Annotated in this window: 18 protein-coding genes; all 18 read right to left on the reverse strand. The window is 38.6% G+C overall.

The window, feature by feature from the left end; all coding sequences use genetic code 11:
* Positions 1 to 39 precede the first annotated feature (39 nt).
* The 18 genes from L1275_RS10345 to hutH all read right to left on the reverse strand — a co-directional run bounded on the left by L1275_RS10345 (position 40) and on the right by hutH (position 15,053).
* Complete coding sequence (locus L1275_RS10345; RefSeq protein WP_253472516.1) at positions 40 to 1,281, reverse strand: beta-ketoacyl synthase; 1,242 nt, start codon at positions 1,279 to 1,281, stop codon at positions 40 to 42.
* 2 nt (positions 1,282 to 1,283) lie between these two features.
* Positions 1,284 to 1,541, reverse strand: coding sequence for a phosphopantetheine-binding protein (locus tag L1275_RS10350; RefSeq protein ID WP_253472519.1), 258 nt, complete (start codon positions 1,539 to 1,541; stop codon positions 1,284 to 1,286).
* Positions 1,542 to 1,546: 5 nt separating this feature from the next.
* Positions 1,547 to 2,137, reverse strand: a complete 591-nt coding sequence (locus L1275_RS10355; protein ID WP_253472522.1) for a 3-oxoacyl-ACP synthase — start codon at positions 2,135 to 2,137, stop codon at positions 1,547 to 1,549.
* Between the two features lie 13 nt (positions 2,138 to 2,150).
* Positions 2,151 to 3,272 carry a beta-ketoacyl synthase N-terminal-like domain-containing protein gene (locus L1275_RS10360; protein WP_253472525.1) on the reverse strand — a complete coding sequence of 374 codons (1,122 nt, stop codon included), beginning with the start codon at positions 3,270 to 3,272 and terminating at the stop codon, positions 2,151 to 2,153.
* 1 nt (position 3,273) lies between these two features.
* Positions 3,274 to 3,720, reverse strand: coding sequence for a thioesterase family protein (locus tag L1275_RS10365; protein ID WP_253472528.1), 447 nt, complete (start codon positions 3,718 to 3,720; stop codon positions 3,274 to 3,276).
* Positions 3,695 to 4,978: an ABC transporter permease gene (locus L1275_RS10370; protein ID WP_253472531.1), complete on the reverse strand. Its 1,284-nt coding sequence runs from the start codon at positions 4,976 to 4,978 to the stop codon at positions 3,695 to 3,697. Before L1275_RS10370 ends, L1275_RS10365 begins: the two co-directional genes overlap by 26 nt.
* Entirely contained in the window at positions 4,968 to 5,711 is a 744-nt protein-coding gene (locus tag L1275_RS10375) for an ATP-binding cassette domain-containing protein (protein ID WP_253472625.1), read from the reverse strand. The genes L1275_RS10370 and L1275_RS10375 overlap by 11 nt, the downstream gene beginning before the upstream one ends.
* Positions 5,712 to 5,727: 16 nt before the next feature.
* Positions 5,728 to 6,723, reverse strand: a complete 996-nt coding sequence (locus L1275_RS10380; protein ID WP_253472534.1) for a BtrH N-terminal domain-containing protein — start codon at positions 6,721 to 6,723, stop codon at positions 5,728 to 5,730.
* The gene (locus L1275_RS10385) at positions 6,723 to 7,127 is read right to left on the reverse strand and encodes a hypothetical protein (protein ID WP_253472537.1); all 405 of its coding nucleotides are present in this window, start codon (positions 7,125 to 7,127) and stop codon (positions 6,723 to 6,725) included. The genes L1275_RS10380 and L1275_RS10385 overlap by 1 nt, the downstream gene beginning before the upstream one ends.
* Positions 7,124 to 7,594: an ABC transporter permease gene (locus L1275_RS10390; protein ID WP_371923463.1), complete on the reverse strand. Its 471-nt coding sequence runs from the start codon at positions 7,592 to 7,594 to the stop codon at positions 7,124 to 7,126. The genes L1275_RS10385 and L1275_RS10390 overlap by 4 nt, the downstream gene beginning before the upstream one ends.
* A 1-nt stretch (position 7,595) precedes the next feature.
* A complete protein-coding gene (locus tag L1275_RS10395; protein ID WP_253472540.1) occupies positions 7,596 to 8,030 on the reverse strand; it encodes a hypothetical protein in 435 nt (144 codons plus the stop codon).
* A gap of 2 nt (positions 8,031 to 8,032) precedes the next feature.
* Complete coding sequence (locus L1275_RS10400) at positions 8,033 to 9,166, reverse strand: beta-ketoacyl-ACP synthase III (protein WP_253472542.1); 1,134 nt, start codon at positions 9,164 to 9,166, stop codon at positions 8,033 to 8,035.
* Between the two features lie 6 nt (positions 9,167 to 9,172).
* Positions 9,173 to 10,081 carry a dialkylrecorsinol condensing enzyme DarA gene (locus L1275_RS10405; protein ID WP_253472545.1) on the reverse strand — a complete coding sequence of 303 codons (909 nt, stop codon included), beginning with the start codon at positions 10,079 to 10,081 and terminating at the stop codon, positions 9,173 to 9,175.
* 10 nt (positions 10,082 to 10,091) lie between these two features.
* Positions 10,092 to 10,970, reverse strand: a complete 879-nt coding sequence (locus L1275_RS10410; RefSeq protein ID WP_253472548.1) for a lipid A biosynthesis acyltransferase — start codon at positions 10,968 to 10,970, stop codon at positions 10,092 to 10,094.
* Positions 10,971 to 10,981: 11 nt separating this feature from the next.
* Positions 10,982 to 11,233: a phosphopantetheine-binding protein gene (locus tag L1275_RS10415; RefSeq protein ID WP_253472551.1), complete on the reverse strand. Its 252-nt coding sequence runs from the start codon at positions 11,231 to 11,233 to the stop codon at positions 10,982 to 10,984.
* A 7-nt stretch (positions 11,234 to 11,240) separates the two neighbouring features.
* Positions 11,241 to 12,461 carry a beta-ketoacyl synthase gene (locus L1275_RS10420; RefSeq protein WP_253472554.1) on the reverse strand — a complete coding sequence of 407 codons (1,221 nt, stop codon included), beginning with the start codon at positions 12,459 to 12,461 and terminating at the stop codon, positions 11,241 to 11,243.
* A 4-nt stretch (positions 12,462 to 12,465) separates the two neighbouring features.
* Positions 12,466 to 13,197 (reverse strand): 3-oxoacyl-ACP reductase FabG, encoded by a 732-nt coding sequence (gene fabG / locus L1275_RS10425; protein WP_253472557.1) that lies wholly within the window; start codon positions 13,195 to 13,197, stop codon positions 12,466 to 12,468.
* A 320-nt stretch (positions 13,198 to 13,517) separates the two neighbouring features.
* Positions 13,518 to 15,053, reverse strand: a complete 1,536-nt coding sequence (gene hutH / locus L1275_RS10430; RefSeq protein ID WP_253472560.1) for a histidine ammonia-lyase — start codon at positions 15,051 to 15,053, stop codon at positions 13,518 to 13,520.
* Positions 15,054 to 15,162: the final 109 nt, after the last annotated feature.

The following is a 15,162-nucleotide window of genomic DNA, read 5'->3' on the forward strand; positions in this document are numbered from 1 at the left end:
AGCTCCTATATTTTTTTCAACGGTTTACTGCACTATTGATTAATTTGTGTTGTCTGATTTAACTGGCTCATCTCGCTTATTTACTCCATGTTTAGAGAATATAACCGTTGAACAATTGCCTCCAAAACCGAAGGAATTAGACAATACATATTCTATGGGCTTGTAAACCATTTTGGTTTGCGGGATCAGATTAAACTCTTGCATGGGTGTTTTAAAATTTAGATTCGGATATACCACATTGTGTTTAATGGCCAATAAACTAAAAACCGCTTCAATACCGCCCGCAGCAGCTAAGGTATGACCCGTATATGGTTTTGTAGAACTCATATCAGGCACCTCATCATTAAATACACGTAATAAGGCTCTTCCTTCCGAAAGGTCATTGTTTCCCGTCGCAGTCCCGTGTGCATTGACATAGTTGATCTCACTGGGTTGGATACCGGCTAATTGCAATGCTTTTTGCATGGCCAAAAAAGCCCCCTCACCCTCTTGTGATGAAGCGGTTTGATGAAAAGCATCATTGGCATTGCCATAACCGCACACATATCCCAAAACCGTTTTACCGCTTTCAGTTATGGCCCGCTCCGACTCCAATACCAAATAAGCAGCAGCTTCACCGAGATTTAGACCTTTTCTATTTTGATCGAAAGGAGCGTTGTACTCATCCGATAAAATCATCAATGTTTTAAAACCGTTGATCGTGAACTTAGACATCGCATCTGCACCTCCAACAATCACGCGATCCAGTTTCCCCGATTGTATCAATCGACAACCGAGCATGATTGCGTTTGCCGCAGAAGAACAAGCCGTACTAATGGTGGTGACTACCGATTCAATTCCCAAATAATCGGCAATTTTCTTACTGCTATCACCCCCGTGATGACTCGTAATGTATTTACGAGTCTCCGGTTTGTCAAAATAGTCGTAAAAATACTTCTCGGTAAAATCCATTCCGCCGACACTAGTCGATGAAATCAAACCGGTTTTATATGCATTTATATCTTCGATCCCCGCGCTGTCAATTGCTTGTTTTGCCGCATAAGCCCCTAATAAAGCAGTCCGTGTAAAACTGTTGTCAGATGGCAAATCAAGCCGATCAATCAATTCTTCATTCGTCCATTTGATTTCCCCCACAAAGATATCGGGTGAATGTACTGTCTCCAGTTGCGTCAACCTCGTTAATCCGTGTTTGCCCTGAAGCAAGGATTCCAAATTTTCGTCTACGGTAGTACCAATAGCGGTTATAATACCCATTCCCGTAATAGCTACCTTATGTTGCATAATTACTTTGTTCTATTTGCCCCGATATATTGTGACATGGTTTCTATAGATTGGAAAATCGTTTTTCCCTCTTTTGGATCGCTTAGTTTAATCCCGTAATCCTTGTCCATCAAAACAATCAATTCTAAAGCATCAATAGAGTCTAATCCCAAACCATCTCCGAAAAGAGGATCATTGTCTTGAATATCGTCTACTGAAATGTCTTCTAAATTTAAAACCTCTACAATCTTGTTTTTCAATTCTGTTTTTAATTCTTCCATTTTTTTTACTTTATAATTTTTTGTATTTCTATTTTATTATGTGCTATTGTACCTTGGTTCTCCACGAGATAACAAACCAGTTTATAGGATTCTTGATAATACTCAACCCAACCGCAAAGCACTTTACTCGCCTTATTGCTCTGCAATAAATAGTTTGCATTAGCCAGCATCAAATCTACAGGAAAAGAAGCTGCTACAAAAAAAGCATTTTCTGATCTCAATTGGTGTTTGATACTAATTTCACCCAAACAAATATTTGCCAAGGTATAAACGAAAATCGCAGGACTCGGATAATAGGCGATTTTATCGGCGATACTTTGTTGGTGTTTGATGTCGGTATCTAAACTCGACGATTTATTCGCTAAAACCACAGCTATATCTTGGGCTTGGTCGTCCTTATTTAAAAGAAACTCCACACCTAAAAGACCTAATTTACTCAGGCTATCCATTTTAAAAAATTTGGGATAAGCCATGTTCAAATGCTGATAGATCTCTTTAGCAAACACTGAAAAATCTCCTACGTCTGACCTAAAAACTTCCTGCCCTTGTACGGATACCACTCCTTGCTCTATGACGACGTATTTTGATATATGCATTTCTCCTTTCACTTTAATTGACTTTCTCTAAGATGATCGCAGCATTGGTCCCTCCAAATCCAGAAGCCGTTTTCAGTATTCGATTGATCTTCTGATTTTGATTTTTCGTTGTGACATTTAGCTTTTCAGAAGTCCCCTGTACTTCAAAACCCTTGCTGACAATTAAACTGTCTTGGCTCATGGCCATCATAGCCATAACTACTTCTAATAAACCCGAAGCCCCTAGGGTATGCCCATAGTATCCCTTTAAGCTATGCAACGGAATGTGTTGCATGCCCAATCGATGGAATGCAATAGCTTCCATTTCATCGTTAAATACCGTAGCCGTACCATGAGCAGAAATCATATCAATGGCGTCGCTTTCAATACCCGCTTCCGCAAGTGCTCTGCACACGCTTTGATACAAGCCCTCTCCGGTTCGTGATGGCCCTGAAATATGATTGGCATCTCCAATCGAAGCCTCTCCGATAATTTCAACTGATTGCGCTTCCTTACTTGCTGAAACGTATATTGCCGCCGATGCCTCTCCTAAGTTGACACCACTTCGATCTTGATCGTAGGGTTTACACGCAGCGTTGCCCATCGCTTGAAAAGAATTAAAACCCGAAACCACAAATTCCGAGAGTATATCTCCTGCTACTACATAAACCTCATCAAATTGATCCATTTGAATCATTCGCTTTGCAACGCTAATGGCCAAAACCCCTGAAACACATGCATTACAAACCAATATGGGTTCGGTGCTGAAACCGTAGTGATTCGCCACCTTTTTTGCCAGTATATTCAAATCCGCTTGTTGCGGTGTTGTTGTTGCTAAAAAATCAATATTTCCTTTAGTTGTAGAAACGATTAATCCCGTCTTGTCCTGAATACCATGCTTTTGAACGATAGGATCTAAAGCCAAAAACAATAATTTCTCCAATCTACTGGTTTCTACCTCCGTTTTACTTCGCTTTTTAAATGCCTGATCCAACGCGTTGTCGTCAATTCTAGACGCATAAAAATTCGTCAAATTGCCCAATTGGGCAATGCGAGCAATTCCGGTTTCACTAGCTTGTACGGCTTGCCAATTGCGCTCCAAATCAAAACCTAGAGGCGTGATGCAATTGGTATCATTTATATACACTTTTTTCATTTTACAACAAACCTATTTTCTTTTTCCACGCTTCAAAAAACGGTGGAATATTTAATGTCAAATTGCCCTCTTCATCTAAAAAAACTTGTGTCGTCTCTCCCGTACAAACTACTTGATTTTCGGTATTATATATTTTAAACCTAAAGACCATTTTAGCCGCTGGTGTATCTACAAAAGTCGTTTCTATACGTACCACATCCCCATATTTAAGCGATAATTTATGTTCACAAACCGATTTGACGATGGGTGTACTATAGCCGTGTCGCATTACATCCAGGTACGAAATTTGATGTTTTCGACCAAATGCTTCTCTTCCATCTTCGAAATACGTAATGTAATTACCGTGCCAAACGATTCCCAAAGCGTCGGTTTCATTAAAGCGAATTCGACATTCGCAGTTCACCGTTAGTTCGGGGATTTCCTTATACAGATCTTTTCTTCTTATCATACAAAATTGATATGGTAACCATTAAAACGAAAAACAAAAACAACAAGCTTAGTTCTCCGAATATATCCATTATAGAACCGTTGCGCAGTAAGATATTATAATAACCGTTCAGCGCCCAATTCATCGGTGATAATTTTGAAACGTATTGCATCAATTCAGGCATAGCAAAAACGGGAATCCAAACACCACCAACAGCTGCTAGTATTACTACAAAAGTAGCTCCAAAAGGAGACGATTGTTCTTGAGTTTTAGCCAATGTCCCGAGTAATATTCCAAGGCCTATAGCCGCAAGTCCAGCGAACAAGGTCATTATGGTCAATAAGACAAAATATCCTTGTACGTCAAAACGAGGTAAGCCAATTTGCGGAAACACCCAGTACCCGACCAAAACAATCGCGTAAAACTGCAACAAACAAATCAATAAGTAGGTGATGGTCTTTCCGGCTAATAAAATATATGTTGGCGTTGGATTGCAACGCAAACGCACTTGAGTCCCTAAGGTTTTTTCTTTAACAATGTTAATCGATAGCGGCACCATGATAAAGAAAATCGCAAACAAGGTCCAAGCCGGAACATTGTGTTGTACCGAATTGGGTTTGACTGCCTGCTCTGTTGCCTTGGGAGCCATTTCCTTAAACTGTATAAAATCTCTAACACCCGGTGCTAATGGCGCAGTGCCCTCACCAAGATTTTCTTGAAAAGCACTATATATCAATTGATTCTCTGTTTGAGCAATCATCTTATCTATCGCATTTTTTATCCCCTCCTTAAAGGTATTCTGCGTAGCTGGATCAAAATAGAAATGAATTTGTTTGGGCGTAATTTCTCTAACTGTTGTTTTCACTGTTGGCTCTAAGCTAAAATCCTCCAATATTCTTTCGACATTTTGATTGATTTTCGCTTTTAAATCAACCGATAAATCTTTCGGTAAAACCAAGGCCATTTGATAGGCACCCTTATTGACTTCCTTTTTTGCCAATTCCTCTGTAATAGCGATTCCATCCAGCTTATCAATCCACAGGAAAGTCCCCGAAGCATTGATCTGCTTCTTAATGGTATCGGATATACTACCTCTGTCGTTGTCGACCAAAATTATCGGTAATTTTTTGTCTGAAATCGCTTGGTAGGAACTGTTTTGAATTAAGGTTACCGTAACGACCAAGATCAAAGGCATGACAAATAAGATAATCAAACCGCCAAAATCTCTTTTGAGCAATAGCAATTCCTTTTTAATAGACATCCACAATTTATACCACATCGCGCAAAGTTTTTCCGGTTACAGCTATAAATACATCCTCGAGGTTTTTAGCACCTGGAGTCTGACCAATCAATTCGATTGGAGTTCCTTCAACAAATAATCTTCCGCGATCGATGATACCGATTTGCGTACAAAATTCTTGCGCTTCCACCAGATGGTGTGAGGTATAAATGATGGTTGTTCCATTTGCATTAAGTTCTTTTAAAAACTGAATTATAGCCGTTTTAGATTGTACATCTACGCCTACGGTTGGCTCATCTAAAAACAATAATTTCGGTTGATGTAAAACGCCTGCTATTAAATTAACACGGCGCTTCATGCCGCCGGAATAGGTTTCCACCCTTTTATTGGCAAAGTCACTCAAACCCAAAACATCTAGACTTAAAGCGACCTTTTCTCTCAAGGCCTTACCTTTTAAACCATACATACTCCCGAAATACATCAAGTTTTCGGTAGCGGTCAAGGTCGGATATAGGGCGTATTCTTGTGGGACTACCCCGATATTACTTTTGATTTCAGTAGGGTGTTGTTTATAGTTCCAGTCCAGTATCGTAAAGCTCCCTGCTGTCGGTTCTAACAATCCACAGAGCATCGCGATTAAACTTGTTTTACCAGCACCATTTGGTCCTAAAAGTCCATATATTTCACCTTCGTGAATATCTAAACTCAAGTCATTCACTGCAAATGAATCCGCGTCCCTGTATTTTTTATACAATTTTTCGATATGTATGATGGAATGGGTTTTCACTTTATACTGCTTTTTTTAATTTTCTAAAAAACTGTTCTTCCAGATCCGCTAAATCCAACAACAGATCTGATAGTACTTTATAGACATCTTCTTGATTACTTCTCTTTTTATATACTCGAGCGGCTTCGACAGCAAAATCACGCCAGAGATCTCCGATACGCGTCATTTCGATCGATAGTTCTTTGAGTTCTGGATTGTTTAAGATTTGCGATGCTTCTTGTAAGAATGCCGCATAAATAAAACGAAAACCACCACCTCCGGTACCGATTTCTTCTTGCATACGCACCATCTGAGCCAAATAGTGATTTGCCTTTCTCACGCCAACTTTCTTAGGCCACTTTAAAATGCTTTTAGCTACCATTCTCATACCGCGAACGCCAATGATCGGGACGGGTGCCAACATATCGTTACAGGTTTTTTTGATCGCTTTCTTAATGGCTTTCTGCCATTCGATATGCTCTGGAATATAAATTGGATAATAAATCTGACCCTTAGGAGCGAACGCTCCTTTTGCAAATCGAACCCGCTCCAAATCACTTTCCGTCAATCGGGTAACCTGCTCCATTACCGGATCACTCACCAAAAAATCACTCCCTTCCTTGCCATACACCACTAAGTTATGCGCGTTAAAATGGAACTTATATTCATCGGGAAAGTACGTTAAATGATACACACCAACTTGAAGTCCCGACGGAATATTATTTTCTATATTTTGCTCTAATACCTGTTGAGCTTTTGCCTTATCGTAAAATTTAATTCTTTTAATCTTTATACCTAAACGCTTAGCGACTCTATTAAAAATAAGTCCTGGTAGCGGCCTATAACTGATCGCCGGAGCATGATTGACCTTGATAAAGGGTAAATACACAAAAAACAACCCAGAACCCAAACCGAAAACCATCGGTTCACTGATCTGAATTCCTTTGTTCTTTAATAAATTAGAAGCTACACCATTTTCACAATGAGCCGACTGTTGATGCGTAAATTCTAGTTGCATTAATCTCCTTTATAATTTTTTAGCTCTTCAATATTGATGTCAAAAACCGAGGCATAACGTTGAAGTATTTTTTTATTTAATCTATTAAAAACCGAAGGTTTTGCATGTCTTTTCACACGCCAAACCCACATATTCATATAGGCTGCCAAGGTATTCCAATCCATTCTATGCAATTCCATAAAATAGACAATTGGGCTTACCAATTGGTCTTTTACATCACTTTTAGCCTGATCAATACGCTCTTGCAACAGTTTAAGCGTTTCTTGCTGCACAATACTCTTAGGCTCCCAACCCGTACTTAATTCGGTGGTATAGTTTCCTTGATCATCCACCGCATAACACAGTTCTTTCACTTGAACGCTCTCCAAATTACTTTTATCTTGTGGAACTTCTGATTTTTTCATGTTACCGCTTTTTGTAATAATAAATTAATCTCAGCATTTAATAAAGTGATCGTTCCCAAGAAGGTGACTACAGTCATCGTACAGATCGAATAGGCCGGAGTATTAAACTTTGACGTTAATTTTGCCTCTGTTACAATCGTATCTCCTACTTTGGGAAGTTGGTGTATTTTAAGATTTTTTATCGAACTGATGAAGCCCAATAAATTTGCATCTTTAATTTCTTTTTGATCCTCATCGAAAAAGTAGGTTTGCCCTACAATTGCCGAGCATGTCTGAGCAGCATTTTCAATTAAACCCGCTTCTTGAAAGCGATTATCTTGTACAAAAACATCAGCAGCATCGATCAAAAAACTGGTTTTAACCTGTTCATGGCTTATTTCCGAAATGATATCAACCATCAACATCGGTTTACAATGGGGCAGGTATTTTTTTATCTTGATCTTCTTTTGATTTCCCAAAATATCCATATCATTGAGCTATAACGGTTTTCATTTGACCTTTTGCGAGGATGGTGCCGCCGCAAAAAGTCACTACTTCTACTAGAGTCACACCCATAAACTCGTGTAGTATATGAGCCTTACTGGTCATTTTTTCAGAGACTTTAGGCAATCGATAGATGACGATATTTTTAATAGATCCGATATATCCTACTGGAGCAGGAATGCCTTTGCAAGAGAAATCATAACCGGTATGCAGTGCTACAGTTTGAGCCATATGTTCAATGATACCTGCTTCTTGTAAAAGATTGTCCTGAACTAGTATATTATTTTTCAAAACGGTCAGCGTCGCTTCAATATCCGTGTCGGAAAAAGACAACAATCCGTCGACCATCACTATAGGGTCTCGTTGTGGAATTAGCTCGATGATTTTATTATAATCAATTATAGGTAAATTTTTATCCATGACTAACACACTGTTAAATAAGCATAGGCATAAGAAAAACGACCACTTTCCGGTACAGAAAGCAAAATTCGCTCTCCTTTTTTCAATTGTCCGGCATTCATCAATTCTTCCAACATCAAATATATAGAGGCGGCACCCACATTTCCAACCTTATGCAAATTCATAAACCATTTATCCTTGGCAATTTCCAAACCGGCCTCAGCAAATTTATTATAAAGCTCATCAACAAAGTAATGCGAGGAGACGTGGGGTAAAAAATAATCGATCTGCGCTGGAGTAATATTGTTTTTTTGCAGGGCCGCGGCCATGCTCTCTACTCCTTTAATCAAGATGTTTTCGTTTAAAACCTTTACATCTTGCTTTAGTGCAAATACCGATTGATTTAACCATTCATCTGCGGGATAATCGCTCCACGGTTTTAAACTACCATCTTCCATTTTATCTCCACCAGCATACATACACGCTTCCAATTGATGGGCATAGGAATACGATTCCATCCATTCGATTTTTAGCGATACAGGGCCTTTTGGCTGACTTTCCAATAGAAATGCTGCTGCTCCGTCAGATAACATCCAACGTAAGAAATCTTTCTTAAAAGCGATGATAGGTTGCTGCTCCAATTCTTTCAGGTTTTCGATTTCCTTATTAAAACGGTCTGCCAGCATCCAGCTAGAAACCCGTTCAGATCCCGTACAAACCGCATTATTGGAACTACCGGATTTTACAGATAAATAGCCGAATTTTAGCGCATTCATACCCGAACAACACACCCCCGAAGAGGAATTTAGCTCTAGGGGTCTGCTTTTTAACAAGCCGTGAACCATGGCTGCATGGGAAGGCAACAGGTGATCAGGAGTAGAAGTACCACAAGAAAGCACTTCCATATCTTCTTGTGTGAAGTCCTCACCAAATAACCCATTGATAGCCTGCTCAGTAAGCTCGGCATTGGTATGCGTAAACTGTCCTTTATCGTCGATGGCATAATAACGCTGTTTGATACCGTTATTTCTCAATACAATTCTCCTTGCTTTTGATTCCTTATCATTGATCTTACCCAAATACAATTCCATTTCATCATTTAAGATGGGATTATTAGGTAAAAATTTCGATATTTTATTGATGTAAACTGCTGACATAATTCTCTACTGTATTCCTTTATAATATTGTTCATCCCTTTTAATCTTAAAATAAAAAAGGGGGTATAAAATCAAATGTATGAGGTGCACGATCGGCGACAAGACCCAAATAGCAAAAAACAGGTAATAATTAAACACCTTTAACCATCGCTTTCTTGATTTGGGAGTCTTTTTGATAATCATACTAGACCAAAGTGTAAACATTTTGTTCGCCTTCTTGTCCATAGAGACTAGAAAATGACGGACTTCAACGGCCTTATTCTCGACGAGTTCTTTTTGAAGTCCATCAAAACGGTCGCTTTTTAAATATTTTAAGATGATCGCACCAAATTTTTTACTGTCTTGTATTTCTTTTTCTGAGACACCAGGCAGGGGAAGTATCCCCCACAGTCGTTTTTTTTCACCAGTAAACATCCAGTTTACCAGAGAGATCACACTGACTAGGTTAATGGCTCGATCGACTAGCGCAATATTACCCACGAGTTGTGCCTGCTGTTGTTTTAATAAGACCTTTACTTTTTCTTGCGCCATGATCCACATATTCCTACTTCCACTAACGGTAACAACCGGAGTATCGCGAAGTATTGTTTGTGCATATCTGCTCTTCAAAAAGGAATTCATTGGAATCGATGGAGATAGGTACCACACTTGATAAGCCAAAACCACTAAGTCGTATTTTTGATGCAGAACTTGTTCATCAGGAGCATCAATATCAGCGGGGATTTGCTGAAAAGACTCGGGAAAGGCATCAAAGAAAGCTTCTTTTTCCCACGGGAAAGAAAATGCTTTTTTCATTTTTATTTCCAGATAGTCCACTTGTACTTGATTATCGCAACCCAAAGGGCTCATCAATTGCTCGACGATGGACCTCAATTGTCCCGATTGTGTATAAAAAACTACCAGTACCTTTTTCATTATATTTAATTTAACCCCTAACGTTCCAAAAATCGAAATAATTAAACCATTGTAGAGGATATTTTTTCAAAATACTTTCAACACTCAAACAATATTCTTTTAAAAGTGCTTGAGCATCTCTATGTTTAACGCTTGCCCTTCTAGCGTAGAGATGATAATGTAAAGCAGGCTCTTTCATCACATACACAAAGACCACGGGAGCTTGAAGTCGTGATGCAATATGGAAAGGTCCTGAGGGAAAAACAGCGTTTTCACCTAGAAGCTCTTCCGTCAGTACTTTCGAGCCCTCGAAATAGCGATCTCCAGTAAAACAGATGAGCTCATTATTATTTAACGCATTATTGATTTCAAAAATATGTGACAAATCTTCTTTTACAATTATAAACTTAATAGATGATCGTTGCGACACACTCATTAAGTACGCTTTAATATGACTGTGTTCCTGATCGGTAGTTACCAGATTGATTGGACAATCAAAATCCAAATCTGCCAAAAAATATTCAGCAATCTCGAAATTCCCGACATGTGCACTAATCAAAATACCGCCTTTTTTTTGTGCGATAACTTCTCTTAGTGTCTCAATCCCATCAAACTCATAAGTATACTTCTCTCGTAAACCGGCGGCAATTGCCGTTTTATCAATCAAAATTTTACCAAATACAAAGTAACTATTGTACATGGCCCAAAGCGATTTTACCTTGGAATACTTAAGCCTTTTATTCAAATAGTACCACAAAGACTGATTGCTAGCTCTTGCAAATACAAAATAATAAAAAGACACAAAAATCAAAACGGCATAAGCCGTTCTAATTCCTAATTTCTTAATACAAAATACGAAGATCTTGTAGCCTAAAAGAGTCCCTTTAGATTTACCGTCCCATTGACTCATTTTTTATAGTATTAGTTTCTCAATAACAGCTTACTTTCTATTAAGGCATAAAAATCACTAAAGGTTGCTACATTTACAAAATCTGCTTCAACCAATTTAACCCCGAAATTTGATTCGATGATTACCACCAAATCCACATAATCCAAACTATCTAACTGCAAAGTCGTTTTTAAATTATTTTCAGGAGCAATAATAGTTGAATCCACTTCGAATTCATCAACTAAAATGGCATTTATTTTCTCTAAAACATCTAGATTCTTCATTGTCTTTCTATATTTTTCTTATCACTAAGGCGGAATTAGTCCCTCCAAATCCAAAAGAATTGGACAAATATATGTCAAATTCCTTATTTAACGTTTCTCTAACTATATTTAGCTGTGCGGAATCTTCATCTGGCGTATCAAAATTGATATTTGGGGCTATAAAACTGTGTTCCATCATCAGGTTAGAATAAATAACCTCACTAGCTCCAGCCATCCAACATTCATGTCCGGTCATTGATTTGGTCGAACTCACATAGGGCTGGGTATTCCCAAAAACTTCCAAGATCGCTTTAGCTTCGTTGGCATCTCCCACAGGCGTTGATGTAGCGTGGGCGTTGATGTATGCGATATCACTAGGTAACAGTCCCGCTTGTTCAATAGCCTTTTTCATCGCTTTTGCCGGCCCTTCTACGTTCGGGGTAGAGATGTGACCACCATTGGAAGAGAATCCATATCCGAGTATCTCTGCAACAATTGGAGCACCGCGACGCATCGCCGATTCGTAACTTTCCACCACCAAAGTAGCTGCACCACCACTGGGCACTAGTCCATCTCGATGTGCATCGAAAGGTTTAGATGCCTGCGCAGGATGTTGTTCATTTGGCGAAAAAACACCTAAGCCATCAAAATTAGCCATTCCGTATTTATTGATCTCTTGAGCACCGCCACAGATAATCATATCTTGCAAGCCCGCTCTGATCAACGTAAAGGCTAATCCCAACGAGTGAGAACCACTGGCACAAGCTGCACTAATGGTCATATTAATGCCCTTTAGTCGAAACACCGTCGACAGATTCATCGTTACCGTTGAGTTCATCGATTTAAAAATGGCGCCTGAACCAATCAAAGAGGTATCTTTTTTCTCTCTTACAATGTCGGTAGATTCAATAATGGATTGGGAAACGCTGTCGTTACCGTATAGAATTCCAACCTCGTTTTGATCGATAAATTCTTGTGAAATCTGCGCATTCTTTAGAGCTTCTAGTGTAGCTACATAAGCGTATTCGGTTTCTTGACCAATACTAAGGCGCTGCCTTCTAGTTAATAATTTTTTTAAATCCGGATGGGGCACCATTCCGGTTAAAGCCGATTTGAATCCAAACTCTTTGCGTTCCGGATCGAAAACAATACCAGACTTACCCTCATAGAGCGATTGTTTGACCTCCTCTAATGAAGTTCCCAAACACGAATAAATCCCCATTCCTGTAATCACTACTCTCTGATTCATACCGTTAAGAATAAATTCCTCCATTAATATTAATCACTTCTCCTGTAATATAACTTGCCTTATCTGAGGCCAAAAAAGCTACCAATTCCGCAACTTCCTCCGCTTCACCAAATCTATTTACAGGGACTAATTTCATCAATTCCTTCTCATCTAGGCCTGCTGTCATCTCTGTTTTAATAAAACCAGGAGCAACTGCATTTACCGTAATATTTCGTCTAGCAACTTCTTGAGCCAATGCCTTTGTTGCCGCAATTACCGCTCCTTTAGCAGCGGAATAATTAGTTTGACCTGCCGTTCCCTTTAAACCAGAAACCGAAACCATATTGATAATTCTACCATAACGATTTCTAAGTAGTTTTTGAATAAAAAAGTTCGTTACATTAAAAAATCCATCCAAACTCGTATCAATTACCTGCTTCCAATCGCTGTGCGTCATCCACATAAAAAGTCCGTCGCGCGTTATTCCTGCATTATTGATAATAACCTCAACAATTGCATCGGGGTTCTTTTCTGTCCAGTCTCCTAAAACAGCAGCAACCTGCTGCTGATCGCCAACATTAAAAGCCAGTATTTCTCCTTGACCTCCCAAAGCAATCACCTCCTTTAGAGTCTCCTCCGCCGCTTGCTGATTGGATTGATAATTGATCAATAAATGATACTTGTTCTCTTGTGCTAATTTTAAACAAATCGCTTTTCCTATACCTCTAGATCCTCCTGTTATTAAAGCACATTTCATTTATTTATACCCTATTTATTATTATTTATCTTATTTAAAATCAATTGCCAAACCATCCCTTTTCGTCCTTGAATTTCCTTCTAGAGATAGTTTTGCAATAGCTGTGCCAATATTATATAAAAAAAAATATTAAAAACACCAATTCGACGTATTTCTACGATATTTAACATTTCTGCATTAGGCCTCGAAAAAAAATCATCTCCATATATGTATGACTAGCAAACAAGTAGGGTATCAGGCAAATCCATGCCTTTAAAAACCCACAAACATCACTAGAAATCAATCAATTAAACTTCCTAAGCAAAGCTAAATGTTTTTTTTTAAACCTCCTGCATTTCCGATTCAATCAGGTAATTCTTAACTTGATTGATGTATGGATACAACACTTGATCCCCTACAAATACTGGTATAATTGCACGGATATCTTTATACCAATTCCGTGTATTATCCGAGATCAATTCTTGATATTCTAACGCATCAATCGCCTGTGCCAGTGTGATCAATTCTATGGCCATCACCTCAAATGCGTTTTCGATCACCTTAGAACACAACACAGCCGCATTGGTACCCATACTAACGATATCTTGATTATCATTATTATTTGGAATACTATGTATATACATCGAAGTCGATAAAGCTTGATTTTCAGCTGTAGTAGAAGTAGCTGTAAATTGTGCGCCTTGCATTCCAAAGTTAAACCCCAATTTCCCGAGGTTCACAAACGGAGGCAGTAGCTCATTAATTTTTGAATTTAATAGGTAGTTTAATTGTCGTTCAGACAACATGGTCAATTTGGTGATGACTAATTTTAATTTATCCATTTCCAAAGCGATATAATCGCCGTGAAAATTACCTCCGTGATATACTTGTTGTGTTTTTACATCGACTATAGGATTGTCGTTGGCGGAATTGATTTCCTGTTCTAAAATTTTAGCCACCTGATCGATGGTATCGGAAATCGGGCCAAGTATCTGTGGAATACAGCGAATAGAATAATACTCTTGTACTTTATCTTTAAAAATCTTTTCTTGATTTTCACCGGTATACAAGTGCTCTTCCCTTTTTTTAATCAGTTTGCTTCCCTTTAAATAAGTACGCATTCTTGCGGCGATATTGCGCTGTCCTTGATGCAGTTTTGAATGATTTAACTCTTGCGAATAATGGTCGTCATAGGCACTCACAATTTCATTAATAGCACAAGATATTTTGACAGACCAATCGAGTAATTTACGTGATTGAACCCAATTCACTACACCGATACCCGTCATTACCGAAGTGCCATTCATCAAAGAAAGTGCTTCTCTGATTTTAATTTCAATAGGTTTTAATCCTTCGATTTGGAATACTTCCTGCGTAGCTCTACGTTCACCTTTATAGAACACTTCACCTTCTCCAATTAATACCAAAGCCAAATGAGCCAATTGTACTAGATCGCCACTGGCTCCAACCCCACCATGAGCAAAAATCAGTGGTGTAATATCTCTATTGATCAGCTCCTTCATCAACTGAAGAACGGTAGCATTAACTCCCGAATACCCTAAAGACAAACTATTTAGACGCGCCAAGATGGCTGCTTTCACTTGAATCGGCGTCAGCGGATTGCCAATTCCTGAAGCGTGACTCCGAATGAGGTTGTATTGCAATTGTATGCAATCCTCCTCTTCAATACGATATTGAGCCATCGGTCCAAAACCGGTATTCACTCCGTAAATAATCTTGTTTTTAGAAAACTCCCTTAAAAACTCAAAACTTTCTTCTGTTCTTTTCCAAACCTGTTCGCTAAGATCAAGTTCTGCGTTGTTAAAAATAATTTTGGAAAATTCTTCTAGACTTAAATATTCGTTCAAGGTATTCATCGGCAACTTTATTTATAACGATTATATTTCAATTAAATTTACTGGTAATTTTAGCAAATGATCCATTTATATCAATAAATTTGGTATTGTAAAAACAACTGCAAATTTA

Source organism: Flavobacterium sp. HSC-61S13 (assembly GCF_024171535.1).
In the GTDB taxonomy this organism is placed as follows: Bacteria; Bacteroidota; Bacteroidia; order Flavobacteriales; family Flavobacteriaceae; genus Flavobacterium.

Excerpts from the sequence above, each read along its gene's own strand:
- L1275_RS10350 (WP_253472519.1), bottom strand. The coding sequence starts at position 1,541 with ATGGAAGAATTAAAAACAGAATTGAAAAACAAGATTGTAGAGGTTTTA.
- L1275_RS10390 (WP_371923463.1), bottom strand. The coding sequence starts at position 7,594 with ATGGATATTTTGGGAAATCAAAAGAAGATCAAGATAAAAAAATACCTG.
- L1275_RS10395 (WP_253472540.1), bottom strand. The coding sequence starts at position 8,030 with ATGGATAAAAATTTACCTATAATTGATTATAATAAAATCATCGAGCTA.
- L1275_RS10415 (WP_253472551.1), bottom strand. The coding sequence starts at position 11,233 with ATGAAGAATCTAGATGTTTTAGAGAAAATAAATGCCATTTTAGTTGAT.
- L1275_RS10345 (WP_253472516.1), bottom strand. The coding sequence starts at position 1,281 with ATGCAACATAAGGTAGCTATTACGGGAATGGGTATTATAACCGCTATT.
- L1275_RS10410 (WP_253472548.1), bottom strand. The coding sequence starts at position 10,970 with ATGAGTCAATGGGACGGTAAATCTAAAGGGACTCTTTTAGGCTACAAG.
- L1275_RS10400 (WP_253472542.1), bottom strand. The coding sequence starts at position 9,166 with ATGTCAGCAGTTTACATCAATAAAATATCGAAATTTTTACCTAATAAT.
- hutH (WP_253472560.1), bottom strand. The coding sequence starts at position 15,053 with ATGAATACCTTGAACGAATATTTAAGTCTAGAAGAATTTTCCAAAATT.
- L1275_RS10420 (WP_253472554.1), bottom strand. The coding sequence starts at position 12,461 with ATGAATCAGAGAGTAGTGATTACAGGAATGGGGATTTATTCGTGTTTG.
- L1275_RS10380 (WP_253472534.1), bottom strand. The coding sequence starts at position 6,723 with ATGCAACTAGAATTTACGCATCAACAGTCGGCTCATTGTGAAAATGGT.
- L1275_RS10370 (WP_253472531.1), bottom strand. The coding sequence starts at position 4,978 with ATGTGGTATAAATTGTGGATGTCTATTAAAAAGGAATTGCTATTGCTC.
- fabG (WP_253472557.1), bottom strand. The coding sequence starts at position 13,197 with ATGAAATGTGCTTTAATAACAGGAGGATCTAGAGGTATAGGAAAAGCG.
- L1275_RS10385 (WP_253472537.1), bottom strand. The coding sequence starts at position 7,127 with ATGAAAAAATCAGAAGTTCCACAAGATAAAAGTAATTTGGAGAGCGTT.
- L1275_RS10355 (WP_253472522.1), bottom strand. The coding sequence starts at position 2,137 with ATGCATATATCAAAATACGTCGTCATAGAGCAAGGAGTGGTATCCGTA.
- L1275_RS10365 (WP_253472528.1), bottom strand. The coding sequence starts at position 3,720 with ATGATAAGAAGAAAAGATCTGTATAAGGAAATCCCCGAACTAACGGTG.
- L1275_RS10405 (WP_253472545.1), bottom strand. The coding sequence starts at position 10,081 with ATGAAAAAGGTACTGGTAGTTTTTTATACACAATCGGGACAATTGAGG.
- L1275_RS10360 (WP_253472525.1), bottom strand. The coding sequence starts at position 3,272 with ATGAAAAAAGTGTATATAAATGATACCAATTGCATCACGCCTCTAGGT.